Source organism: Kocuria dechangensis, from assembly GCF_014636775.1.
GTDB classification, from domain to species: Bacteria; Actinomycetota; Actinomycetes; order Actinomycetales; family Micrococcaceae; genus Kocuria; species Kocuria dechangensis.
This window is the reverse complement of the sequence record NZ_BMEQ01000034.1, coordinates 7,359-27,966: the sequence shown is the minus strand read 5'-3', so window position 1 is coordinate 27,966 and position 20,608 is coordinate 7,359. Positions and strand designations below refer to the sequence as shown.

Genomic DNA, 20,608 nt, shown 5'->3' with positions numbered 1-20,608 from the left:
ATGCTCGGGGACATCAACGGCGATCGGGTGCAGGACATCGTCGGTTTCGCGGACGACGGCGTGTGGGCGTCCTTGGGCCGGACCAACAACACCCTGGGCACCCCGAGCCGGCTGCTCAACGACTTCGGCCGCCTGGCTGGCGGCTGGCAGGTGCAGCATCATCCCCGGCTACTGGGAGACATCAACGGTGATGGGCGCGATGACATCGTGGGTTTCGCCGACGACGGAGTGCACATCAACACCTTCTGAACCCCCGGGGGCCCTCTCCGACACCCGATCGGGGTAAGGGCACCTCGTGAGCTGTGGAAGGACGGACGGCTGCGCATACACGGGACTGAGCCCTGGTGCGGGACGGTTGAGATCCGTCCTGCACCAGGGCTCTTCTGGCTAGTTCGCCATGGGAGGGTGCCGCAGGCGCGACGCGATCCGGCGACGCATGCCGCGTCCATTGGCTGGACCGGACGAACAGTGGACCGGTCGTGACCAAGACGCCACGGCCACCAGGAGGCTCACACGCCGCTCCAGCGGTGGACCAGTTTCCATCATTGACTGTCCCGGTCGAGGTGCCGGGGCGGCCGGTTGTTCCACCGCAGGGAGAGGAGGAGGCTCAGCGCGCCGCGGATCGTGAACCACAGGTTCCACTTGCCCAGGATGAGACGCAGACCGACCACCAGGGCGGCCACCGGCGCCAAGGCGAACAGCACCATCCTGGCCGTGCGCCTCATCCCTGCGGCCCTCCGCGGGTCTGCGTCGTGGCCTGCGCATCCCGCCACGGGCTCGCCGGGGCGCGGCAAACCCACTTCGGCGGTCACCGGGCCCGGGTACGGTCGGCGCCCCGGACTCCATGACGGGGACCTGGGCGGTGTGCTGCCGTCAGGCCACGCCGAGCCGGCGGACGAAGCCGGGAAAGGCGGTGAACGCCGTCTCCGTGTCCTTCTGCAGCGCCTGTCGCCCGCGCAACGGCTCGGCGTGCTCCTCCGCGGGGGAAGCCGGGGCCCGGGCCCTGGTGCACCCATGGGGGCGGCGCGCCCCTGAACAGGGACGCGCCGCAGAAGACGGATCAGATGGTGCTCAGCCGATCAGGGTGTGCCCTCGGTGTCGATGGCCACCATCTCCGGGGCTGCGGTGCCGTTGCGCTCGAGCAGGCCGGTGACCGTCCCGCTGGTGGCTTCGATCGCGGTGCGGGCGGTCTCGGCGACGGTGAGCGGGGCGGCGATCGTCACCCCTGCCAGCACGGCGAGCACGCCGATGGGAACCAGGGCCCGGTGCCGGTGATGGGCGATGACGAGGAGCCCGGCGACCACCACCATGGCTCCGGCGACGCCGAGGAGGACGGGAAGGACGGGGAGGAAGATCGGCAGGATCATCGCGGCCCGCCTGCGGAGTCGGTGCGGGCGGATGCCCGGCCGGGCAGGGGGTGGAGGGTGGTGCTCATGGTGTGCTCCGGGGGAAGGAGAGGCGGGTGGGGGCGTGCCGGCGCGGGGATTCGGGGGTGCGTCGACACGCCCATTATCGCTGGTCAGCCAGGAGGAACAGGACACGGCGCGCCCCTGCGGGGGGACGCGCCGCGTAACGAAGACGGCAGGCTCGGACCCACGTCGGCCGCGGGCCGGTTTCCTCCCGCAGGCTCACGATCTCCGTGCGGAACCGGGCCCACGGACACGCCACGAGCCCGCCATCGGGTTGCCGTTCTCGCCGGCGAACGGGCGGGTGCCGAAGCGGTCGCGACAGGCTCGGAGGACCGGACGTGCGATACGACGTGGCAACAGTGCGCGGAGGAGTTCCCCTCGCCGGTGCGCCCCGGTACCGTTCGGGCATGGCGATCGACCTCTACGCGGGAGTCTGCGTCGGCGACTACGACCGGGCTCTGGACTGGTACGAGCGGCTGCTGGGCGCACCGCCGAGTCTCGAGACGGGTGAGGGCGAGGCGGTGTGGGACCTGGGCGAGCACCGGGCGCTGTTCATCGACCATCGTCCCGAGCACGCCGGTCATGGCCGGCACACGATCTTCGTCGGGACCGTCGAGGACCTCCAGGTGTGGGTCGCCCGGGTCGCCGACCGGGGGATCGAGCCGGTCCGGTGGGAGGAGTCCCCGGACGGGATGCGCGAGGCGATGTACCAGGACCCGGAGGGCAGCGTGATCTACTTCGGCGGGACGCCGGCCGACGCCGCGCGGCCCTCAGCCGGTGCGCCACGGCACACGTCGTGAGACCAACCAGTGCGTGCCGGTGTCAGCGCGGAAGGTGCCGCTGCAGCCACAGGGTGAGCCAGAGCCTCAGCCGGGTCTCGTCCCACTCCGGGACGTCGACCACCAGCGCCGCCGGCCCGTACCGGTAGACCGAGACGACACCGTCCCGGTCGGTGAGCTCGGCGACCAGCCGCTCCACGAGGTGCGGGTGCTGCTCGGCGATGTCCTCGCGCAGCCCGACGTCGAAGCAGTCCACCTCGGCGACCACCGTCACCAGGGGCTCCTCGGCGACGGAGGACTCCGGTCCTTCACCGCGCAGGGCGGTGATCGTCCGTCGAACGTGGGCGAGCATCTCGGGTCCGCCCATCGGGTCGCGGCCGTGGGCGCTCTGGTAGACGCTGTAGAGCGGCAGCGCCGGCAGGAAGATCTGGTGGCTGTCGGAGGCGAGAACGGGGTAGTTGAGCGTCGGGTAGTCGCTGATGCGGTGCTCCCCGACGATCCACAGCGCGTCGGGGACAGCGGAGGTGATCACCTCGGCGAGGTAGGAGACGAAGCCGTCGACCAGTGCCAGGGACTCGGCCGGCGGGTGCGGGTCCACGAGCTTCCCGTGGCGGGCCCAGCTGGGCCACCCGGGGCGGGTGGGGTCCTCCTCCAACGACCGGGGATCGGTCCCGAGGTCGGCGCAGCGGGCGGTGATCGGCTCCCAGACCGAGGCCACGGACTCCGGGGAGCCGTCGAGCAGCGCGTCCGCGTCGCGACCGAGGCCGGACAGCGCGGAACGCAGTCGCTGCAGTGCCGGGGCACGTTCGGCGAGGAACTCATCGAGCGCGTCCCCCGCCTGGGACCCGGTCATCCACTCGTACAGCATCGTCACCATGCTGGTCATGCTAGACGGGCCCGGGGAACCGCGTGCCGAGGACCGGCCGGTGCACGGGGCGCACGCTACGCCTCCGGGGCCTGGGGGCGGCGCTCCGGCTCGAGTTCGACGACGAGGATCGGCAGCCTCAGCCGATCGCCGTTGAAGGACACGATCCGGGCGTGCGGGATGCCCTTCTCGCGCACGAACCGGCAGGCGACGAGGCCGTGGTCCCGGTTCTGGCCGACCATCAGGAGCCAGTGCGTCCCCGTGGCGTCGACCGCGTGGGCCTGGCGTTCCAGGTTCTTCCCCGTCGGATCGTCCGCGCTGCTCGCCTGGGCGAAGCGGGCGGCGTAGGCCTCCACGTCCTCCGCGGTCCGCAGGATCCCGGCGGCGACCCGGCGGGCGTCCTGGCTCTTCAGCGCGGGGGCGATCTCCTCGCTCCCGACGTCGACGACCTGGCTCATCGGCTCGGCGTCGCCGGCGGGACGGAGGATGTAGGTCCTGCGCTCGATCCGGCGGAGACGGTCGTCGTCCCTGTGGACCTCCTGGTAGGCCTCGATCAGCGCCTGGAGCTCACCGTCCAGGTCCCGCTTGTCGGGCTCGTCGTGGTCTCCCGCCGACGGAAACTGGGACATGAGCGCCTCCTGGCAGCCGGACTGGTCTGTCCTGCCCTCTAGGATCTCCACGCTACGGGAGCGGGCGTCAAACCGGGGACCCCAGTTCCACATTGTCGTCAGTGGAGCAGCTGCTCGGACAGCAGCGCCGCACCGATGGCGATCATGGCCGCCCCGGAGACCCGGGTCACCGCTCGGGCGGCGGCCGGCCGGGCCCGCAGCACCCGCCGCGCCCCTGCACCCACCCCCGTGTAGACCACCGCGCAGCTGGTCGCGTGCACCAGCCCACGCACCAGGATCTGGGCCGCGGTGGGCCAGTGCACGTGGGGATCGATGAACTGGGGCAGCATCCCGGTGACCAGCCACACCAGGTACCCCGTGCCCACCTCGATCCTGCCGCTGTGCACCGCCCGTCGCGATGCGTCGGTGCGGGCGGGGGAGCCGCGTCGAAGGATCCCCCGGGCGAGGAGCAGTGCTGCGGGGAGCAGGGGTCAGCGGCTCCGGGCGGAGGGGACGGGGGTGGTGATCCGGGTGACGGCCTCGGCCGTCACCGCCCTCTCGTGCTGTTCGGTGTCCAGGGCCGCGTGCAGGAGGGAGCCCTCGATCAGCGCGTCCAGCATCCGGCACGTGGCCGGATCGAAGTGCCGGGCCAGGGTGGCACGGCTGCGCTGCCTCCACGCGTGGGTGATCGACCGGTAGGCCGGCTCCCGGGCGGCGAGGGTGTAGAGCTCCTGGGTCAGCACCAGCTCCTGGGCCGAGCCGGCCGGCTCCGCGTGGACGAGGTCCACGACCGCCTCCCTGGCCTGCTCCAGGGTGTGCGCCTGCGCCAGGCACGACTCGAAACGGGCGGCGACGCCGGCGGAGAAGCGCGTGAAGGCCTCGTGCAGCAGCTCGTCCATGCTGCCGAAGTGGTAGGTCATCGATCCCAGCGGCACGTCGGCCCGGGCGGCGATCCTCCGGTGCGAGGCACCGGCGACCCCGTGCTCGGCGATCACCTCCAGGGCCGCCTCCACGATCCGGTCCCGGCGCTGCGGGTCGAACCGCCGCGTGGCCACCGGTTCAGACGGAGCGCAGCACGCGGGCGGGATTGCCCACGGCCACTACGTCGGCCGGGACGTCCTTGGTGACCACGGCACCTGCCCCGATCACGCTGTTCTCCCCGATCCGCACCCCCGGCAGCACGATCGCCCCGCCACCGAGCCACACGTTGTCCTCGATGGTGATCGGCTCGGCCGCCTCCAGCTTGTCCCGGCGCGGCTGCGGATCCACCGGGTGGGTGGGGGTCAGCAGATGGACGTTGGGGCCGATCTGGCAGTCCCGCCCGATCATGATCGCCGCGACGTCCAGGGCGGTCAGTCCCGAGTTGATGAACGTCCCGTCCCCGATGGTGATGTGGCTGCCGTAGTCCACCGTCAACGGGGGGCGGACGTCGACGTCCTCGCCCACCGCTCCCAGCAGCTCCTCCAGGATCGGCCGGGCCGAACCCGGGTCCTCGACGTAGGCCGCGGTGTAGCGGTGGCTCAGCTGCAGGGCCCGGAGGAACGCGGCCGCGCTGTCCGGGTCGTCGGCGATGTAGAGGTCCCCGGCCAGCATCCGCTCCCGGTTGGTGCGGGTGTCCCCTGCGAAGTAGTCAGTCATGCGTACGATCGTACGCATCGGCGCGGGGGACGGGCAACGGCTGGCCCCTCGGACCCGCCGGCTCAGGTGCCCCGCGCGATGCGGCGGACGATCGCGGTGCTGGTGCCGCCGACGAGGCCGTACATGAACGTCCCGTACAGCTCGAAGCCGTTCCCGCGGACAGCCTGCGCGATCCTGGCCTCGCCCTCGTCCAGCCCGGAGAACCCGGTCACGGTGCCCGCCGCGAAGACCGGCCCGACGCCGGTCTCGCTCTCGACGACCTGCCACCTGGTCTGCCCGTCGTGCCCGGGGCCGGCGTCCTGGCCCCAGTCCACGACCAGCGCGTAGAGGGTGTCCGTGCCCTCCTCGAGGTGCTGGATCACGTCGTCGACGCTGCGCCGCAGGACGTGGATGTCCCCGCCGCAGTCCAGCTCCAGGTGATCTCGCAGGAAGGCGAGCAAGGTGTCGTAGTCGGCCATGTGGGCTTCTCCTGGTCGCTCGGGAGGCTGAGAAAGCGAACGTACCCCGTCCTGCGCTCGCGCCCGGACGCAGCCGACGGTCCGGTGCGAGCTGATCGCGCAGGCTCGTCGCCGTCGGGACCCGGCGGAGCTACTCCTCGTCGGAGGACGTGCCGGGCTCGGGAGGCAGCTCGGGCTCCTCCTCGGGCTTCTCGCGCCGGTTGATCTCGTTCGTGTTGGCGGTCATCCAGCTCTCGTCGTGGATGCTCAGGCCCTCCTGGCGCATCTCGGCGTAGGCCTCGTCACGGTCGGCGGGCTCCGGGTAGCGGTCCATCTCCTGCTCCTGTCCTTCTCGACGACGATCTCGGCGACGATGGCCCGATCCTATGCCCGGCCCGGGCGGGCCGACAGGTGCCCGCGGCGTCCGGGCGCGAGCGGGCGGGAGAATGACGGCGGATGCCAGGCCCCGGTGCCCGACACGGAGGGGGGAGCGGGCCGGTCTCCTACGCTGGACCCATGGACGCCCCACAGCCCACGAGCGCCAAGCCGATCCTCACTCTCACCGTGAACCCGGCGCTGGACCTCAGCACCTGGACCGAGCGGGTCGTCAGCGGTCACAAGCTGCGGTGCGGCACGAGCCGGCTCGACCCCGGCGGCGGAGGCGTGAACGTGGCCCGGGTGGTGCAGCGGCTCGGGGGGCATGCCCTGGCGGTGTACACCGCCGGCGGCGCCACCGGGGAGGCCTACCGCCGGCTCATCGAATCCGAGCGCGTCCCCACCCTGGTGGTGCCGATCCAGGGGAGCACCCGCCAGAACTTCACCGTGGACGAGACGGCCACCGGGGAGCAGTTCCGGTTCGTCCTCGAAGGCCCCGAGCTCAGCGACGCCGAGTGGCGAGCCTGCCTGGCCCTGGTCGCCGAGTCGATCCCGGTGGGCGGATACGTGGTCGCCAGCGGCAGCCTGCCACCGGGGGTTCCGGAGGACTTCTACGCGCGGGTCGCCCGCCTGGCGCGCGAGCGCGAGGCCCGCTGCATCGTGGACGCGTCCGGACCGGCCCTGGCCGAGGCGCTCGCCGAGGGGGTCTTCATGATCAAGCCCAGCCGGCGCGAGCTCGGGCTGCACGTGGGCGCGGTGCTGGACACCGAGCAGAGCCAGGTCGAGGCTGCCTCGGCACTCGTCGCGGACGGGTCCGCGGAGTACGTGGCCCTGACCCTCGGTGACGCGGGAGCCGTGCTCGCCGCGCGGTCCGGCGTCCTGCGCCTGGCCGTGCCGGCGGTGCGGGTGGTCAGCACCGTCGGGGCGGGCGACAGCTTCGTCGGCGCCTTCGTGCTCCGGCTCGCGCAGGGCCTCCCCGTCGACGCGGCCTTCCGGGCCGGCGTCGCCGCGGGAAGCGCGACCGCGATGACCCCGGCGACAGAGCTGTGCCACCGGGCCGACGTCGAGCGCCTGGAGGCAGAGCTCTCCGCCGGAGCGCACTGAACCCGCTCCCGCTGGGCCCGCCGCTCACCGCTCGGCCGAGAACGCGGCGATGGCTCGGGCGCGGTGACCGGACGGCCACCGCCGACGGGGACCTCCTCGCCGAGGCGGGTCAGGCGGGCGCGATGACGGCCTGCAGATGGTGGCCGCCGCGGACCGGCGTCCAGTCCTCGACCCGCCGGTACCCGGCGCCCCGGATGATCTGGTCGGCCTCGTCGAGGTCCCAGTGCCCCGGGTCGAGAACCGCCCCGGTGACCGGGTCGGTCCGCCGGCCGATCATCGTGGGCGCCGACCGCTGGACCCAGTGGACCGGTCGGGCGCCGCCGTGCGGGCGCCCGGCGGGGCGGGGATCCGGGTCCTCCAGGAAGTCCACGCCCATGGTGTCGTAGAGGTCGTCGGGCGTCCGCGGGACGCAGGCGAGGTTGGCGGTGAAGCGGGTGCTCATGTCGTGCTCGTGGTGTCGCAGGAGGGGTGCCGGCGGCCGGTCTGCCTCGTGCCGTCAGCGGTGAACGTACCAGCCGGCACCGACATCGAGCCCCGTGGAACGGGGGCCGGAGCCGTGCTCATGGCCCGTGGGATCCCGGGCCCCCGGGGGCGGGCGTCGCGCCCGGGGCGCGGGTCAGGCCGGTCGCTCCCGGTCGAGGGAGCCCAGCACCTCGGTGCGGAGCAGCTCGAGGTCCACGGCCTCCCCTTCGCGGAGCCCGTGACTGCGGACCCAGGCGCGGGCCGCACGCCAGACGTCGTCGCAGCCGCTCTCGACGTCCGGATGGGCCGCGCCGATCCGGGTGTGGACCGGGTGCTCGGAATCCTCGCCCGTGAAGGACAGGACCGCCACCGGACTGGAGGCGAGCCCCACCACGCCTCGGACGGCGACGATGACCCGGCCGTGGAAGCAGTCGCCGGGCCGGAGATCCCAGGCGCGGTGGACGTTCCGGCAGTCGACGGCGGCATGCGCCGGGTTGGAGATCTGATGCTGCTGCTGTTGCTGGAGGGCCGTCTCACGGTCCTGCCGGCGACGTCGTCGCCGACCGTGCCACAGGAGCTGTTGCACTTGCTGTTCCGTGCTCATCACGGACCTCCCTCACCGCCGGCCTGGTTCCGTTCCGTCGCCCTGGCATGGTGGAACACGGGCGGCACGGGCAAAAGGAGGGGGGTCTTCTGGAGGCACCGGTCATGGTTCCGAGCACCGGGTGGATGGGACGGCCTGACCCCTCAAGCATCGCGCGCCCGCCGTCACGGCGGAACGGCTGGAGGATTTGTTTCAGCGACGTGACGAGCACGAGGTCGTGCTTCCGGAGAGCACCGACGCGGGCCATGAGGCGTGACCCCGCCGCCGGTGCCCCTGCGGGACGCCTCTCATTCCACCGGCTCCAGCTCCGACCACAGCGCTGTCAGCCCCCGCTCGTCCAGGAACCGCTCGACGGTGGTCGTCGCCGGCGCCGGGAGGTCGACGTCGGCCTCCCACACGGACTCGCACTCGTCGCAGACCTGGATCATCTCCCCGCTGGCTCTCACGCGGTACACGGTGATCACGCCCTGGGCGCACATCGGACACTCGATCGCGATGCTCATGGCAGCACCTTCTCCGTGACGGAGGTCCCGGAGGAGGACCGGAACCATGGTGGTATCGATCGTCGCACCGGTGACCGTCGCCGTGCCAGAGCGCTCCGGCGGTCGTGCGCTCGACCGGCGCCGTGCGACGGACGGGAGCGGAGGCGCCACCGCGGGGAGAGCCGGGCTCCCGCTGCGTCAGGATGAGCGCCGGGCGGCGCGGACCCCGCGGACGGACCCGGCGGGACCGAACCTCCCGGTGAGGACGCCGGCGGCGGCGATCCCCACGGCACCGGCCCCGAGGAGCCACCACGGTGAGCGCTCCGGCTCCGGCGCGGCGGGGGTGCGGCGGGGCATCACGGTGACGGTGCCGGGGGCCACGCGTTCCTCCGCCTTGATCTGCCGCACCCGGGTCACCGCGCTGTGCTGCACGACGGGGTCGGCCGCGGCCCCGGTGATGGGGCCCGGCAGGGGGCCGGCCTCCGCCGGACGCGCCCACGGAGCGGGGGAGGGCGAACGCTCGGACGGCGCGGCCGACCGGGGCGCGGGCTCGACGGGCCGCGACGCGTCCTCGGGCTCGAGCCGCGGCGCCCCGGGCGGCGCGGAGGATCCGGCCGAGGTGCCCTCCGCCGGCGGCGACGTCGGCTTCTCGTCGCTCGTCGTCCCGCTCGCGGTGTCGCCCGCGGTGTCGCCCGCAGGGTCGCCCGCAGGGTCGCTCGCGGGGTCGCCCGCAGGGTCGCTCGCGGTGTCGCCCTCGGTGTCGTTCTCGGCGTCGCTCAGGGCGTCCGGGGCATCGCGCGGGGCCTCCGCCACGGGTCCCGGGTCCGCGGCGTCCACGCCGTCCGGAGCGGGAGCGGGGCCGGGGGAGGGGACCGCCTCCGGGGGAGCGGCAGGAACGGGATCCCCGGCCGACGGGGCGGCAGGAGCGGTCTCCACGACCGGCGGGGTGGACGGGGCGGAGCCGGCGGTCTGGGCTGCGGCGGCCGGGCTGGTGCCGAGCAGGATCAGGGCCGCCACGGCGAGGGACCGGGCATGCATGGGGAGGATCTTTCCGGTGGAGGTGGAACGGCGGGGGGCCGTCTCGATCGTAGCGCCGGCGGACCGCCGGCGCGGTGCGACGTGCCGGCGCCGGGGCGGTCCCGCGACGCATCCGTTCACGTCCGCTCGAGGCCCAGGGGACCCACGGGCAGCACCGGTAGAATCCGCCGGACATCTTTCCCGCCCGCCCCGGCGGCCCACGACGGGGCGGCGCTGCCAGGAGCTCTCCCATGTCCTCTGCGATCCACCCCGATCCGGCACCGCCCGGACCCGAACCGGCACCGCCCGGACCCGAACCGGCACCGTCCGGACCCGCTCCGGCACCGTCCGGACCCGCTCCGGCCGGCGGTCCCGCGCGCCCCGCGCGCGCCGACCGCTACGGAGGGTTCCGCCCGGAGATCCAGGGCCTGCGAGCGCTGGCCGTGCTCCTCGTCGTGGTGTACCATGTGTTCCTCGGCCGGGTCTCCGGCGGGGTGGACATCTTCCTGCTCGTCTCGGCCTTCTTCCTCACCCTGTCCTTCACCCGCAAGCTGGACTCCGGCCGGCCCCTGGGTCTCGGACGGTACTGGCTGCACGCCTTCAAGCGGCTGCTGCCGCTCGCTGCCCTGACCATCCTGGGCACCCTGCTGCTGGTGGAGCTGGTCCATCCCGAGGGCGAGGCCGGTCAGTGGTACCCCCACGCCCTGGCGTCGGTCCTCTACGTCGAGAACTGGAGGCTGGGCTTCAGCGCGGTGGACTACTACGCCGCCGACACCTCCACGGCCTCCCCGTTCCAGCATTTCTGGTCCCTGTCGGTCCAGGGGCAGGTATTCCTGCTGTGGCCGCTGATCTTCGGGGGGACCTGGCTGCTGACGCGCTCCGGGCGGTGGCGGCCCGTTCCCGTGCTCGCGGTGGCCTTCGGGGCGATCTTCGCCGCCTCCCTGGCCTGGTCGGTGCACGTCACCGCCACCAACCAGGCCTTCGCGTACTTCGACACCCGGGCCCGGCTGTGGGAGTTCGCCCTGGGCTCCCTCCTGGCCCTCGTCCTGCCGTACCTGAACCCCTCCCGGAGGGCGCGCGTCGTGCTGGGCTGGGCCGGGCTGGTCAGCATGGTCTCCGTCGGCGTGCTCGTCGACGTCCAGGGCGCCTTCCCGGGATGGATCGCCCTGTGGCCCCTGGCCTCGGCGGCCGCGATCGTCGTCGCCGGCCGGACCGGCTCCAGGGCCGGCCTCGACCGCATCCTCACCTCCCGCCCGCTCGTGCGGCTGGGCGACGCCTCCTACGCCCTCTACCTGATCCACTGGCCGCTGCTGATCACCTATTTGGTGCTGCGCGACCGGCCCACGGCCGGGCCGCGCTCCGGCGTCGTCCTGATCGTGCTGTCCGTCGTTCTGGCCCTCATCGCGACCGCCGCCGTGGAGAAGCCGTTCCACCGCTGGAGCTGGGCCGAGGCCACCAAGCCGCGGCTGGCCATGGTGATCGGCACCTGCGTGGCGCTGGTGGCCACGCCGGTGCTCGCCCAGCAGCAGGCCGAGGAGCGTCGTGCCGCCCTGATCGAGGCCGCAGCCTGGGCCAACAACCCCGGAGCCAGGTCCTTGCTGCCGGACTTCGAGGACGTCGGCGATCCGGGCGCGCCCACGGTCCCCGTCTCCCTGGCCGGGGACTACCGCAAGCCCGACCTCGGCCGGCAGTGCGACCGCGGCTACGGGCTGGGCCCGGGGGCGGCGGAGTGGTGCCATGAGACGCTGCCCGGCGAGGACCCGGCCAGGACGCTGCTGCTGATCGGGAACAGCCACGTCCTGCAGTGGGTGCCGGCGGTGGTGGAGATGGCCGCCGAGCGCGACTGGCGGGTCGTGAGCTACCTGCGCGGCAACTGCCTCCTGGCCGGCGTCGAGGAACAGGTGGCCGAGCCGGAGGCGTGCGCGACCTGGCTGGACGGCGTCCAGGACGTCGTCGACACCGTGGACCCGGACATGGTGCTCGTCCAGGGCACCCGCACCGAGCCCGGGGTGGAGACGTTCCTGCCCGGGGTCGAGCAGCGCATCCGCGATCTGGCGGCCCAGGACATCCAGGTGATCGGGATCCGGGACAACCCCCGCTTCGAGGAGCCCACCTCCCACTGCGCGGCCCGGAGCGGCGCCGACGACCCCGGGTGCGCCCCCACCCACCCGGCGCTCGGCACCGTGAGCCCCTTGCAACCGGTGGCCGACGAGCTGGCGCGGGTGTCGACGTTGGAGATGAACGACGTGATCTGCCCGGCCCAGCGGTGCACCCCGGTCGTCGGGAACGTCTACACCTACTGGGACACCAACCACGTCAGCCCCGAGTACGTGCGGAGCGCGTCGGGCATCTTCGCCCAGCGGTTCGAGGAGGCCCTGGCCGCCGACGGCGTGACCATGTGACCCGGGCGGTGAGCTGACCGGGGCCGGTCCCGGCGCGGGAACGGATCGCGTCCCGCCCGGTCCCTCGTGGGGTGGTGCCGGACCGCATGAACGCGGTCGAGGATGCGCTCGGCCGTCCGGAACCGGACCGACCGTTCAGGAAATGGGGCTGTCAAGGACGCGGCTCCTGCTCTCCCAGGATGACGAAATATGACGCTTCCCGACACATGCCCCGCTCCAGTGCCTAGCCTGGTCAGGAAGCCAGTCCGGGCGTCGTCGCGCGGGCCACGGTCACCGCGCCGGGTCCGGGACGCCCGGGATCCCACCTCCCGAAAGGACCCGCATGTCACTGCACCTCATCGAGATCGTTCCCGCCTCCACCGGCAAGGAGTCCGTGCGTCGGCTCCTGGACACCGTCTCGACCGCCGTGTCGGAGAACGGCGCCGAGCTCATCGAGTCCCAGGTCACCGCCGACCAGGGCCGGGTGTTCGTGATCGTCGAGGCCGCCGCCGCGGACGGGCTCGCCGACAAGGTCCGCAGCGCGCTGGGCGAGGCCGCCACCGAGGTCACCGGCCCGGACGCCGTGCGCCTGGTCGGCGCCGAGCTCGAGGACATCAAGAAGCTCAAGGGCAACGTGGACTATCTCGTCGAGTGGGACATCCCCGCCGAGATCACCATGGAGCAGTACCTGGCCCGCAAGAAGGCCAATTCCCCCAAGTACGCCGAGGTGCCCGAGGTGTCCTTCCTGCGCACCTACGTGCGCGAGGACACCGCCAAGTGCCTGTGCTTCTACAACGCCCCGGACGAGGACGCCGTCGAGCGTGCCCGGCAGGCCGTCGGCACCCCGTTCGACCGCATGTTCAAGCTCGACATCTGAGATCCCGGACCAACCACGCCCCGACGGCGGCCCACCGGTTCCGGGGGCCGCCGTCGCCGTCCCCGGAGACCCTCCTGCCAGAACGGAAGACCATGCCCCGATCAACACCGCTGCCCTCCGCCCCCCGGGCCTCGACGCCCGAGCCCCAGGACCTGCTGACGCCCCTGGCCGACTACGCCGACCACGGCGTCGTCCGGGAGCTGGCGGCCGGGCGGGCACGGGATGTCGACGCGGCCCGGACCTCCCCGTTCGAGACCCTGCGCGAGCTGGGATCCCGGGGCCTGCTGGACCTCGGGCTGAGCGGGTCCCTGGTGCCGCAGGCCGCGGTCGTCTTCGACCTCGCCACGGAGTGCACCGCGACCGCCTTCTCCCTGTGGGCCCACCGCGCCGGCCTCGAGTACCTGCACGCGACCGGGACGGAGATCCCCGACACCATGCGGACCGGGGCCGTGCCGGGGTGCTCGGCCATGGCCCCGGCGTTCAAGCACGCCGCCGGCATCGGGGAGATCCCCGTGACGCTGAGCCGCAGGGACGGGGAGCTCGTGCTCAACGGCACCGTGCCCTGGGCCTCGAACCTGTACCCGGAGGGCGTCGTCGTGCTCCCGGCCGTGCGCGAGGACGGCAGCCTCGTCGTCGTCCGGTCGCGCGTCGCGGCGCCCGGGGTGCGGGTGCGGCTGCTGGAGGACCTGATGGCGCTCAACGCCACGGCCTCCGGGATCCTCACGTTCCAGGACGTGCCCCTCGACCCGGCCGAGGACCTGCTGAGCGAGGACCTCCCCACCTTCCTGGCGGCCGTCCGCGGGCCGTTCCTGCTGCTGCAGACCGCGTTCTGCCTCGGTCTCTCCGCCGCCGCGCTGGCCGCCGCCCAGCAGTGCCTGCAGGGCGTGGCCGAAGTCTTCCGGGGCGAGCTCGAGGAGGCCGCCGGCGACCACCGGCGCCTGCGGGCCGACCTCGTGCGGATGGCCGGGGCACCGCGCGAACAGCCGCCCGCCGACCTGCTCCGGCTCCGTCTCGACGCCGCGCTGCTGACCGGCCGTGCCACCCGGGTGGAGGCGAAGGTCGTGGGCGGGCGCGGCTACGCGATGTCCTCGCCCACCGCCCGGCGCACGCGCGAGGCCGCCTTTCTTCCCGTCCAGTCCCCGACGGAAGGACACCTGCGGTGGGAACTGCAGAAACTGGGCTGAGCCCGGTCCCCGCCGGTCCCCGCCCGGCGCTCACCGTGCGCGGGGTGCGCAAGACCTACCCGGGCGCAGGGGCTCCTGCCCTCGACGGGGTGGACCTGACGCTGCACAACGGCGAGACCCTGGCGGTGCTGGGCCCCAGCGGGTCCGGCAAGTCCACCCTGCTGCGGGCCATCGCCGGGCTCGAGCCGCTGGACGGCGGCACCATCGAGTTCGGGAACCACGACGAGCGCCTGGCCGTCGTCTTCCAGGCGCCGGGGCTGTTCCCCTGGTTGTCGGTGCGCCAGAACATCGCCCTGGGCGGGAAGTACCGGCGCAACCGCGACCGGTTCGACGAGTCCCGGGTGGAGGAGCTGCTGGAGATCCTCGGCCTGACCCCGTGGGCGAACACGCCCGTGCAGGAGCTCTCCGGCGGGCAGGCCCAGCGCGTGTCCGTGGGACGTGCCCTGGCCGTGCGTCCTGACGTCCTGCTGCTGGACGAGCCGTTCAGCGCCCTGGACCCCGCCACCCGCGGCGACCTCCAGCTGTGGCTGCGCGACCTGGCGACCGAGCTGGACCTCACGATCTTCCTGGTCACCCACGACGTCGAGGAGGCCCTCACGCTCGGCGACCGGATCGGCTTCTTCGCCGGTCCCCGCGGCTTCAGCCAGCAGTGGATCCCCGCCCGGGACGGGACAACCGCCGAGCAGATCCTCGCCCACTACCGGGGCACGGACAGCGGCTCCGGGAACTGGATCATATGAGCACCGGCCGACCGAGCCGGCGCGCCGTGCTGCAGGGCGGCGCCGGGGCCGTGGCCCTCACCGGGCTCGGCTGGGGCGCGGGCTCCCTCTACGCCGGCTCCCAGCGGGAGGCCCAGGGCGCCGGGGCCTCCTCCCGTCCCGTGCGGATCGGCTACCTGCCGATCACGGACGCCTCTCCCTTGCTGGTCGCCCACGCCAACGGGTACTACGACGACGCCGCGGTCCCCGTCGCGGACCCGGTGCTGTTCCGCAGCTGGGCGTCGCTGTCCGAGGCGTTCGTGGCCGGCAAGGTGGACGCGATCCACATGCTCATGCCCATGGCCCTGTACATGCGCTACGGGCTCCGGGCCGACGTGCGCATCACCGCGTGGAACCACACCAACGGCTCCTCGCTCACCGTCCGCCCGGACATCGCCGAGATCGCCGACCTGGCGGGGGAGTCCGTGGCGATCCCGGCCTGGTGGTCCATCCACAACGTCGTCGTGCAGAAGATGCTCCGCGTCGCCGGCCTGACGCCGGTCATGCGCGAGACCCCCTCGGCCCAGCGCCGCACCGTCTCCCTCCTCCCGATGGCCCCCGCCGACATGCTGCCGGCGCTGAACAACGGGGTGATCGGCGGATACGTCGTCGCGGACCCGTTCAACGCCGCCGCCGAGGCCCGGGGCGTGGGGCACATCCACCGGTTCCTCGGCGACGTGTGGCGCGACCACGCGTGCTGCGTGACGATGATGCGCGGCGAGCTCATCCGCAACCGTCCCGACCACGCCGCAGGCTTCATGGACGCCCTCGTCCGGGCCCAGGCCTGGGCCCGGCAGAACCGCCCGGAGACCGCCGCCCTGCTGGCCGGCGGCTACCTGCCCCAGCCCAAGCCGGTGATCCTCCGGGCCCTCACCTACCAGGCCGCCGAGCACCAGGACGCGCTGCACCACCCGGCCTGGCACGGCGAACGCCTGGACTTCCGTCCCTACCCGTACGCGAGCTTCACGGAGGAGCTGGTGCGCGCCATGCAGGAGACGGTCGTGGACGCCCCGGCGGGTTTCCTCGACGGGCTCGACCCGGGCGCCGCCCACCGCGAGCTCGTCGACGACACCCTCGTGACCCGCAGCATCGAGAAGGTCGGAGGGCTGGGCGTCTTCGGCCTGACCGGCACGACCCGCACCGAGGAGATCACCCCATGAGCGCACCCCACCGGACCGGCCAGGGCGCAGCGCCCACCGATCTCGACGACGTCGCCCGCCCCGCTCCGAGAGCGGCGCCCCGGCGCGGGGACCCCCGGGGCGCCGGCCTCGCGTGGGGCGTCTTCGGGGTGCTGACGACCGTGGCCGTGTGGTGGGCGTTCACCCACGCCGCCGCCGGAGCGAGCACGATGATCGCGGCGTTCCAGCCCGAACGGATGCCGGGAGCGGTGGCCTCCCTCCTCGAGCGCGGAGTCGTGGTCCAGGACGGCCTGACCAGCCTGTGGCGCCTGCTTTGCGGCCTGGCCCTGGCCACGGCCGCAGGGGTCCCGCTGGGCCTGCTGATCGGCTCCTACCGCCGCTTCCGCTGGACCAGCGCCCCGGTGGTGCAGTTCCTGCGGATGGTCTCGCCGCTGTCCTGGGCGCCGGTGGCCGTGGCCCTGTTCGGCGTGGGCAACGCTCCCGTGGTCTTCCTCGTGGCCGCCGCGGCCGTGTGGCCCATCACCATGAACACCGCCGCCGGCGTCAAGGCCCTCGACCCCCTGCACCTGCGGGTGGCCCAGACGCTCGGTGCCACCCCGGCCGAACGGCTGCGGACCGTCGTGCTCCCCAGCATCCGTCCCTTCGTCATGACCGGGGTGCGCCTGGCCCTGGGCATCGCCTGGGTCGTCATCGTCCCGGCCGAGATGCTCGGCGTCAGCAGCGGCCTGGGCTACGAGATCCTCAACGCCCGCGACCGGCTCGCCTACGACGAGATGCTCGTGGTCATCCTCGTCATCGGCCTGCTCGGCATCGTCCTCGACTCCCTCGCCCAGTGGTTGCTGCGCGAACGCGTCCCCCGGGGCTGAACGCGTCCCTGCCGCACCCCTCCGCCGCGGGGCGCACCGCTACGTCCGGGGCTGTTTCTTCGGGTGCGGGACCGCGGCCAGGTGCTCGGGGTGGACGGCCACGGCGTGGGGCTGGTACTCGGGGTGCTTGGCCAGCCAGGCCTTGATGTAGGGGCAGACCGGCACGATCCGCAGGCCGCCGGCGATGGTGTCGTCCAGGGCCTCCCGGGCCAGCCGCGAGCCCAGTCCCCGGCCCCCGTAGGCGTCCTCGACGGTGGTGTGGTAGAAGATCCGCTGCGGGCCGGCGGCGTCGTCGAAGGGCACGCAGTGGGCCCTGCCGATGACGGTGTCACCGTCGAGGAGCTCGTAGCGGCGTCGGTCGGGGTTGTTCCGGACGGTGAAGGTGGGCTCGGTTTCCACGGTGGTCTCCTGGACGCTGGTCGTGCGACGGGGTCGGGGCCGGCTCAGCCGCGGGGCCGCAGCTGGACGGTGGGCAGGGTGGGCGCCGGCAGCGGGGCCGGCTGGCCCTCCGGGTAGGGGCCGAAGCGCGGGAACGGCGCCCCGTCCGGGTAGGCCCCGGCGGCGGGGGCGGGGGCGGGTTCGGCGCCGATCTCGGCCTGCCAGGCCTCCCGGTAGGCCACGACCTCCTCGTGGGAGCGGCCGACGAAGTTCCACCACATCACGATCTGCTCGCCCAGCGGCTCCCCACCGATGAGCATCAGCCGCACCGGGGCGTCCCCGGCCGCCAGCACCACCCGGGTCTGCCCGGCGGGAAGGTAGGCGAGGTGGTCCACCGGCACGGGGGCGCCGTTGAGCGTCAGGTCCCCGGCGTCCAGGAGCACCCCGTGCTCGAAGGCCGGGTCCAGCTCCAGCTCCAGGGACGCCCCGGGCTCCAGCAGCGCCTCGGCGGCCACCAGCGGCGGGGTGTAGGTGGTCACGGGGGAGGTGGACCCGGCCAGGGAGCCGATGAAGACCCGCAGCACGGCCCCGTCCAGGTCCAGCGGCTTGGGGGCGTGGTGCTCGAAGGTCGGGGCCATGGCCCGGGTTCTCTCGGGCAGGGCGTACCACAGCTGCACCCCGTGCAGGGTCGTGGTGTCGGGGGTGGAGAACTCCTGGTGGGAGATCCCGCGCCCGGCGACCATGAGGTTGACCTCCCCGGGGCGGACCTCGGCCGCGTAGCCGGCGGAGTCGCGGTGGGAGATGCCCCCGGTGAACAGCCAGCTCACGGTGGCCAGCCCGGTGTGCGGGTGGCGGGCCACGCGCATGCCCCCGGAGGCGGCGACGGGGTCGGGGCCGTAGTGGTCCAGGAAGCACCAGGCCCCGATCAGGGACCGCCGGCGCTGGGGCAGGGTACGGCGCACGGTCATCGCCCGCGGCCCGCCCAGGGGCACGTCGCGCGGGGGCAGCAGTGCCGCGCCGGCGCCGACGGCCTCGGTGCACAGGATCTCCTGCGGGTCCGTCTCCAGGTTCGTCATCGGGTGCCTCCTGCGGCGATCAGGGTCCTGCTCGGGGTCGTGGTCGTGACGGCGGCCGGTTCCGGCACGCGGGCGGGTGCGCCGGGCGGCCGGGCTGGGGCCGCCCCGACCCGTTCTCAGAAGATACCCCCGGCGGCGTCCCGTCAAGCGCGCCCTCGGCCCCACGCCGGTCGCCCCCGTGCGCGGCCCGGGGCGGGCCCGGTGGGCGATGATGGACGCCGGGCCGTCGCACCGCAGCCGGTGCGGCACCGGCCCGGACCCCGTCGGACGAGACCTCTGGAAAGTCAGGACCATGCACCGTGCCGAGCCGCCCGTGACCCGCCGCGTCCCCGGACGGATGCCCGGCGGATGGCTGCTGATGGCCTGCATCGGTCTCGTGGCGCTGGCGCTGCGCAGCCCGATCGTCGCCATCGCCCCCGTCCTCGGCGACCTCCGCGGGGACCTGGGGATCTCCGCCGCCGAGGCCGGCCTGCTCACCACCATCCCCGTGCTCTGCTTCGCCGTGGCGTCCCCCCTGGCATCGCTGACCATCCGCCGCTTCGGCGTGGAGCTGTCGATCACCCTGACCCTGCTCGGCGTGCTCCTCGGCATGGGCGTGCGCTCGGCAGGGGGCACGACGGCGACGATGCTGGGGACCGTGGTGATCGGCGTGGCCATCACGCTGGGCAACATCGCCCTTCCGCTCATGATCCGGCGCGACTTCCCGCCGCGCCGGCAGGCGGCGGCCACCGGTCTGTACACCGCCGCGCTGAACATCGGCTCGACCCTCGCGGCGCTGCTCACCGCGCCCGTCGCGGCCGTGGCGGGATGGCGCATCGCCCTCGCCTCGTCGGCCCTCGCGGTGGTCCTCGGCTTCGTGGTGTGGCTGCTGGCCGTCGGGCACCGGCGGGCCTTGCGCCCGGACCCCGACCCCCGGCCGGCCGGGAAGCCTGCGGGCCGCGCCGGTGGCCGCTGGGCCGCGGCCGGTCTGGCGGCGGGATTCTCCGGCCAGGCCTTCGCCTTCTACGGCATCACGGCGTGGCTGCCCACCCTGCTCATCGACGTCGTGCAGATGTCGGTGGTGGCGGCGGGCGCGGCGTCGTCGTTCTTCCAGGTCTTCGCGATCATCGGGGCGCTCGGCGTCCCCCTGGCGGCCCGCCGCCTGAGCACCGTCACCGTGGCCGCGGGCGTGGGCGTGATGTGGCTGTTCCTGCCGCTCGGCCTGCTCCTCGCGCCGGCTCAGTGGTGGGCCTGGACCGCCCTGGGCGGCGTGGCGCAGGGCGGCGGCATCACCGTCATCTTCATCGCCGTCATGCGGCTGGCGCACGACGGCGCGTCGGCCGGGCGCATCTCCGCCGTCGTGCAGGGCGTCGGGTACGGCTTCGGGGCGCTGGCCCCCACCGCCCTCGGCTTCGTGCACGAGCACACCGAGTCCTGGTCCGCGTCCCTGCTCGTCGTCCTGGCGGCCACGACCACGTACCTCGTCTGCACCACGCTCGCGGTGGGCAGCGTGGCCAGGAGACGCCGGTAGCCGGCCACCCGGGGCACCGTTCCTGCGGAGGTGCCTGGTGGGTAGTCACGCGGGGATAACACCGCAGGTCGGATGATGGCCGGGCAGCGCGTGGTGGCCTGTTCCCCTCCGCCGGCGGGGTGAGGCGCGGCCCGCGGCTGCCGTTCACATCCACCACGGGTGGGATCCCCGCACACCGGCAGGCCCGCCCCGTCCCGAGGAGCACGTCATGACTGCACAAGAGATCTCAGAGGGCCGGGCGGGGGCCGACGCACTGACCCGTCGCCGCTTGTTCACGGCCGGAGCCGCCCTCGGCTCCGCCGCCGCCCTGGGCACAGCGGTGGGCCCGGCCCAGGCCGCCTCGACGGACACGATCGGGACGGCTGCCTGGTTCGGCTGGGAGAGCCTGGGCGGGTTCTGCACGGACGGGGTGGGGGTCTCCTCGTGGGGCCGCGGCCGGCTGGACACCTTCGTGGTGGGCAACGACCGGGCCCTGTACCACAAGTGGTTCCAGGGGGGATGGAGCAACTGGGAGAACCTGGGCGGGCAGCTGTACTCGAATCCGACGGCCGTGTCCTGGGGCCGCAACCGGATCGACGTCTTCGCCATCGGCGGTGACCACGCGATGTGGCACCGCTGGTGGGACGGCACCGCGTGGCGGGGCTGGGAGAGCCTGGGCG

Annotated in this window: 26 protein-coding genes; 11 read left to right on the top strand and 15 right to left on the bottom strand. The window is 73.6% G+C overall.

All coding sequences use genetic code 11. From position 1 onward, the window contains the following. Nucleotides 1–249, top strand: a 249-nt coding sequence (locus IEW07_RS18615; protein WP_188539986.1) for an FG-GAP repeat domain-containing protein, incomplete at its 5' end; no start/stop codon positions are given. A 293-nt stretch (nt 250–542) separates the two neighbouring features. On the opposite strand, the gene IEW07_RS18610 is transcribed toward IEW07_RS18615, so the two are convergent. After that, nucleotides 543–725, bottom strand: a complete 183-nt coding sequence (locus tag IEW07_RS18610; protein ID WP_188539984.1) for a hypothetical protein — start codon at nt 723–725, stop codon at nt 543–545. A 354-nt stretch (nt 726–1,079) separates the two neighbouring features. Continuing rightward, complete coding sequence (locus IEW07_RS18605) at nt 1,080–1,367, bottom strand: hypothetical protein (protein WP_188539982.1); 288 nt, start codon at nt 1,365–1,367, stop codon at nt 1,080–1,082. Nucleotides 1,368–1,816: 449 nt separating this feature from the next. Here IEW07_RS18605 and IEW07_RS18600 point away from each other — a divergent pair, with 449 nt between their 5' ends. Continuing rightward, a complete protein-coding gene (locus IEW07_RS18600; RefSeq protein ID WP_188539980.1) occupies nt 1,817–2,209 on the top strand; it encodes a VOC family protein in 393 nt (130 codons plus the stop codon). Nucleotides 2,210–2,231: 22 nt separating this feature from the next. Here the strand turns inward: IEW07_RS18600 and IEW07_RS18595 are convergent, their stop codons facing one another. From IEW07_RS18595 to IEW07_RS18565, 7 genes are all read right to left on the bottom strand, one after another. Then, entirely contained in the window at nt 2,232–3,065 is an 834-nt protein-coding gene (locus IEW07_RS18595) for a hypothetical protein (protein ID WP_188539978.1), read from the bottom strand. A gap of 65 nt (nt 3,066–3,130) precedes the next feature. Beyond that, nucleotides 3,131–3,682 carry a hypothetical protein gene (locus IEW07_RS18590; protein WP_188539976.1) on the bottom strand — a complete coding sequence of 184 codons (552 nt, stop codon included), beginning with the start codon at nt 3,680–3,682 and terminating at the stop codon, nt 3,131–3,133. Between the two features lie 98 nt (nt 3,683–3,780). Further along, nucleotides 3,781–4,068 carry a hypothetical protein gene (locus tag IEW07_RS18585; RefSeq protein ID WP_229741968.1) on the bottom strand — a complete coding sequence of 96 codons (288 nt, stop codon included), beginning with the start codon at nt 4,066–4,068 and terminating at the stop codon, nt 3,781–3,783. Nucleotides 4,069–4,152: 84 nt separating this feature from the next. After that, nucleotides 4,153–4,716 carry a TetR/AcrR family transcriptional regulator gene (locus IEW07_RS18580; RefSeq protein WP_188539974.1) on the bottom strand — a complete coding sequence of 188 codons (564 nt, stop codon included), beginning with the start codon at nt 4,714–4,716 and terminating at the stop codon, nt 4,153–4,155. 4 nt (nt 4,717–4,720) lie between these two features. Further along, nucleotides 4,721–5,299 (bottom strand): sugar O-acetyltransferase, encoded by a 579-nt coding sequence (locus IEW07_RS18575; RefSeq protein WP_188539973.1) that lies wholly within the window; start codon nt 5,297–5,299, stop codon nt 4,721–4,723. Nucleotides 5,300–5,361: 62 nt separating this feature from the next. Continuing rightward, nucleotides 5,362–5,757: a hypothetical protein gene (locus IEW07_RS18570; RefSeq protein WP_188539972.1), complete on the bottom strand. Its 396-nt coding sequence runs from the start codon at nt 5,755–5,757 to the stop codon at nt 5,362–5,364. Nucleotides 5,758–5,887: 130 nt separating this feature from the next. Further along, on the bottom strand, nt 5,888–6,070 hold the full coding sequence (locus tag IEW07_RS18565) for a hypothetical protein (RefSeq protein WP_188539971.1): 183 nt from the start codon (nt 6,068–6,070) through the stop codon (nt 5,888–5,890). A gap of 182 nt (nt 6,071–6,252) precedes the next feature. Here IEW07_RS18565 and IEW07_RS18560 point away from each other — a divergent pair, with 182 nt between their 5' ends. Beyond that, the gene (locus tag IEW07_RS18560) at nt 6,253–7,215 is read left to right on the top strand and encodes a 1-phosphofructokinase family hexose kinase (protein ID WP_188539970.1); all 963 of its coding nucleotides are present in this window, start codon (nt 6,253–6,255) and stop codon (nt 7,213–7,215) included. 109 nt (nt 7,216–7,324) lie between these two features. Here IEW07_RS18560 and IEW07_RS18555 read toward each other — a convergent pair whose 3' ends face one another. The 4 genes from IEW07_RS18555 to IEW07_RS18540 form a co-directional block, all read right to left on the bottom strand. Beyond that, the gene (locus IEW07_RS18555; protein ID WP_188539969.1) at nt 7,325–7,657 is read right to left on the bottom strand and encodes a hypothetical protein; all 333 of its coding nucleotides are present in this window, start codon (nt 7,655–7,657) and stop codon (nt 7,325–7,327) included. Between the two features lie 174 nt (nt 7,658–7,831). Continuing rightward, nucleotides 7,832–8,281: a hypothetical protein gene (locus IEW07_RS18550; protein WP_229741967.1), complete on the bottom strand. Its 450-nt coding sequence runs from the start codon at nt 8,279–8,281 to the stop codon at nt 7,832–7,834. A gap of 287 nt (nt 8,282–8,568) precedes the next feature. Continuing rightward, entirely contained in the window at nt 8,569–8,784 is a 216-nt protein-coding gene (locus IEW07_RS18545) for a hypothetical protein (protein ID WP_188539968.1), read from the bottom strand. 177 nt (nt 8,785–8,961) lie between these two features. Beyond that, complete coding sequence (locus IEW07_RS18540) at nt 8,962–9,801, bottom strand: hypothetical protein (RefSeq protein WP_188539967.1); 840 nt, start codon at nt 9,799–9,801, stop codon at nt 8,962–8,964. Nucleotides 9,802–10,031: 230 nt separating this feature from the next. Here IEW07_RS18540 and IEW07_RS18535 point away from each other — a divergent pair, with 230 nt between their 5' ends. The 6 genes from IEW07_RS18535 (at nt 10,032) to IEW07_RS18510 (ending at nt 16,985) form a co-directional block, all read left to right on the top strand. Then, a complete protein-coding gene (locus IEW07_RS18535) occupies nt 10,032–12,182 on the top strand; it encodes an acyltransferase family protein (protein ID WP_188539964.1) in 2,151 nt (716 codons plus the stop codon). Between the two features lie 322 nt (nt 12,183–12,504). Continuing rightward, on the top strand, nt 12,505–13,038 hold the full coding sequence (locus IEW07_RS18530; RefSeq protein ID WP_188539962.1) for a DUF4242 domain-containing protein: 534 nt from the start codon (nt 12,505–12,507) through the stop codon (nt 13,036–13,038). A 92-nt stretch (nt 13,039–13,130) separates the two neighbouring features. Then, nucleotides 13,131–14,222, top strand: coding sequence for an acyl-CoA dehydrogenase family protein (locus IEW07_RS18525; RefSeq protein WP_188539960.1), 1,092 nt, complete (start codon nt 13,131–13,133; stop codon nt 14,220–14,222). Beyond that, nucleotides 14,198–14,962, top strand: coding sequence for an ABC transporter ATP-binding protein (locus IEW07_RS18520; protein WP_229741966.1), 765 nt, complete (start codon nt 14,198–14,200; stop codon nt 14,960–14,962). Before IEW07_RS18525 ends, IEW07_RS18520 begins: the two co-directional genes overlap by 25 nt. Further along, nucleotides 14,959–16,140: an ABC transporter substrate-binding protein gene (locus IEW07_RS18515; protein WP_188539958.1), complete on the top strand. Its 1,182-nt coding sequence runs from the start codon at nt 14,959–14,961 to the stop codon at nt 16,138–16,140. The genes IEW07_RS18520 and IEW07_RS18515 overlap by 4 nt, the downstream gene beginning before the upstream one ends. Further along, the gene (locus IEW07_RS18510; RefSeq protein ID WP_229741965.1) at nt 16,137–16,985 is read left to right on the top strand and encodes an ABC transporter permease; all 849 of its coding nucleotides are present in this window, start codon (nt 16,137–16,139) and stop codon (nt 16,983–16,985) included. Before IEW07_RS18515 ends, IEW07_RS18510 begins: the two co-directional genes overlap by 4 nt. Nucleotides 16,986–17,024: 39 nt before the next feature. On the opposite strand, the gene IEW07_RS18505 is transcribed toward IEW07_RS18510, so the two are convergent. Together IEW07_RS18505 and IEW07_RS18500 are read right to left on the bottom strand one after the other, a co-directional pair. Further along, on the bottom strand, nt 17,025–17,384 hold the full coding sequence (locus tag IEW07_RS18505) for a GNAT family N-acetyltransferase (protein WP_188539957.1): 360 nt from the start codon (nt 17,382–17,384) through the stop codon (nt 17,025–17,027). Nucleotides 17,385–17,428: 44 nt separating this feature from the next. Beyond that, nucleotides 17,429–18,439 (bottom strand): pirin family protein, encoded by a 1,011-nt coding sequence (locus tag IEW07_RS18500; protein ID WP_188539955.1) that lies wholly within the window; start codon nt 18,437–18,439, stop codon nt 17,429–17,431. Nucleotides 18,440–18,731: 292 nt separating this feature from the next. Between IEW07_RS18500 and IEW07_RS18495 the strand changes: the two genes are divergently transcribed. Next, nucleotides 18,732–19,949 carry an MFS transporter gene (locus tag IEW07_RS18495; protein WP_188539953.1) on the top strand — a complete coding sequence of 406 codons (1,218 nt, stop codon included), beginning with the start codon at nt 18,732–18,734 and terminating at the stop codon, nt 19,947–19,949. Nucleotides 19,950–20,157: 208 nt separating this feature from the next. Continuing rightward, a partial coding sequence (locus IEW07_RS18490) for a DUF8189 domain-containing protein (protein ID WP_503826680.1) occupies nt 20,158–20,608 on the top strand: 451 nt, incomplete at its 3' end.

Excerpts from the sequence above, each read along its gene's own strand:
- IEW07_RS18610 (WP_188539984.1), bottom strand. The coding sequence starts at position 725 with ATGAGGCGCACGGCCAGGATGGTGCTGTTCGCCTTGGCGCCGGTGGCC.
- IEW07_RS18605 (WP_188539982.1), bottom strand. The coding sequence starts at position 1,367 with ATGATCCTGCCGATCTTCCTCCCCGTCCTTCCCGTCCTCCTCGGCGTC.
- IEW07_RS18600 (WP_188539980.1), top strand. The coding sequence starts at position 1,817 with ATGGCGATCGACCTCTACGCGGGAGTCTGCGTCGGCGACTACGACCGG.
- IEW07_RS18595 (WP_188539978.1), bottom strand. The coding sequence starts at position 3,065 with ATGGTGACGATGCTGTACGAGTGGATGACCGGGTCCCAGGCGGGGGAC.
- IEW07_RS18590 (WP_188539976.1), bottom strand. The coding sequence starts at position 3,682 with ATGTCCCAGTTTCCGTCGGCGGGAGACCACGACGAGCCCGACAAGCGG.
- IEW07_RS18575 (WP_188539973.1), bottom strand. The coding sequence starts at position 5,299 with ATGACTGACTACTTCGCAGGGGACACCCGCACCAACCGGGAGCGGATG.
- IEW07_RS18570 (WP_188539972.1), bottom strand. The coding sequence starts at position 5,757 with ATGGCCGACTACGACACCTTGCTCGCCTTCCTGCGAGATCACCTGGAG.
- IEW07_RS18565 (WP_188539971.1), bottom strand. The coding sequence starts at position 6,070 with ATGGACCGCTACCCGGAGCCCGCCGACCGTGACGAGGCCTACGCCGAG.
- IEW07_RS18560 (WP_188539970.1), top strand. The coding sequence starts at position 6,253 with ATGGACGCCCCACAGCCCACGAGCGCCAAGCCGATCCTCACTCTCACC.
- IEW07_RS18555 (WP_188539969.1), bottom strand. The coding sequence starts at position 7,657 with ATGAGCACCCGCTTCACCGCCAACCTCGCCTGCGTCCCGCGGACGCCC.
- IEW07_RS18550 (WP_229741967.1), bottom strand. The coding sequence starts at position 8,281 with ATGAGCACGGAACAGCAAGTGCAACAGCTCCTGTGGCACGGTCGGCGA.
- IEW07_RS18545 (WP_188539968.1), bottom strand. The coding sequence starts at position 8,784 with ATGAGCATCGCGATCGAGTGTCCGATGTGCGCCCAGGGCGTGATCACC.
- IEW07_RS18540 (WP_188539967.1), bottom strand. The coding sequence starts at position 9,801 with ATGCATGCCCGGTCCCTCGCCGTGGCGGCCCTGATCCTGCTCGGCACC.
- IEW07_RS18535 (WP_188539964.1), top strand. The coding sequence starts at position 10,032 with ATGTCCTCTGCGATCCACCCCGATCCGGCACCGCCCGGACCCGAACCG.
- IEW07_RS18530 (WP_188539962.1), top strand. The coding sequence starts at position 12,505 with ATGTCACTGCACCTCATCGAGATCGTTCCCGCCTCCACCGGCAAGGAG.
- IEW07_RS18525 (WP_188539960.1), top strand. The coding sequence starts at position 13,131 with ATGCCCCGATCAACACCGCTGCCCTCCGCCCCCCGGGCCTCGACGCCC.
- IEW07_RS18515 (WP_188539958.1), top strand. The coding sequence starts at position 14,959 with ATGAGCACCGGCCGACCGAGCCGGCGCGCCGTGCTGCAGGGCGGCGCC.
- IEW07_RS18510 (WP_229741965.1), top strand. The coding sequence starts at position 16,137 with ATGAGCGCACCCCACCGGACCGGCCAGGGCGCAGCGCCCACCGATCTC.
- IEW07_RS18500 (WP_188539955.1), bottom strand. The coding sequence starts at position 18,439 with ATGACGAACCTGGAGACGGACCCGCAGGAGATCCTGTGCACCGAGGCC.
- IEW07_RS18495 (WP_188539953.1), top strand. The coding sequence starts at position 18,732 with ATGCACCGTGCCGAGCCGCCCGTGACCCGCCGCGTCCCCGGACGGATG.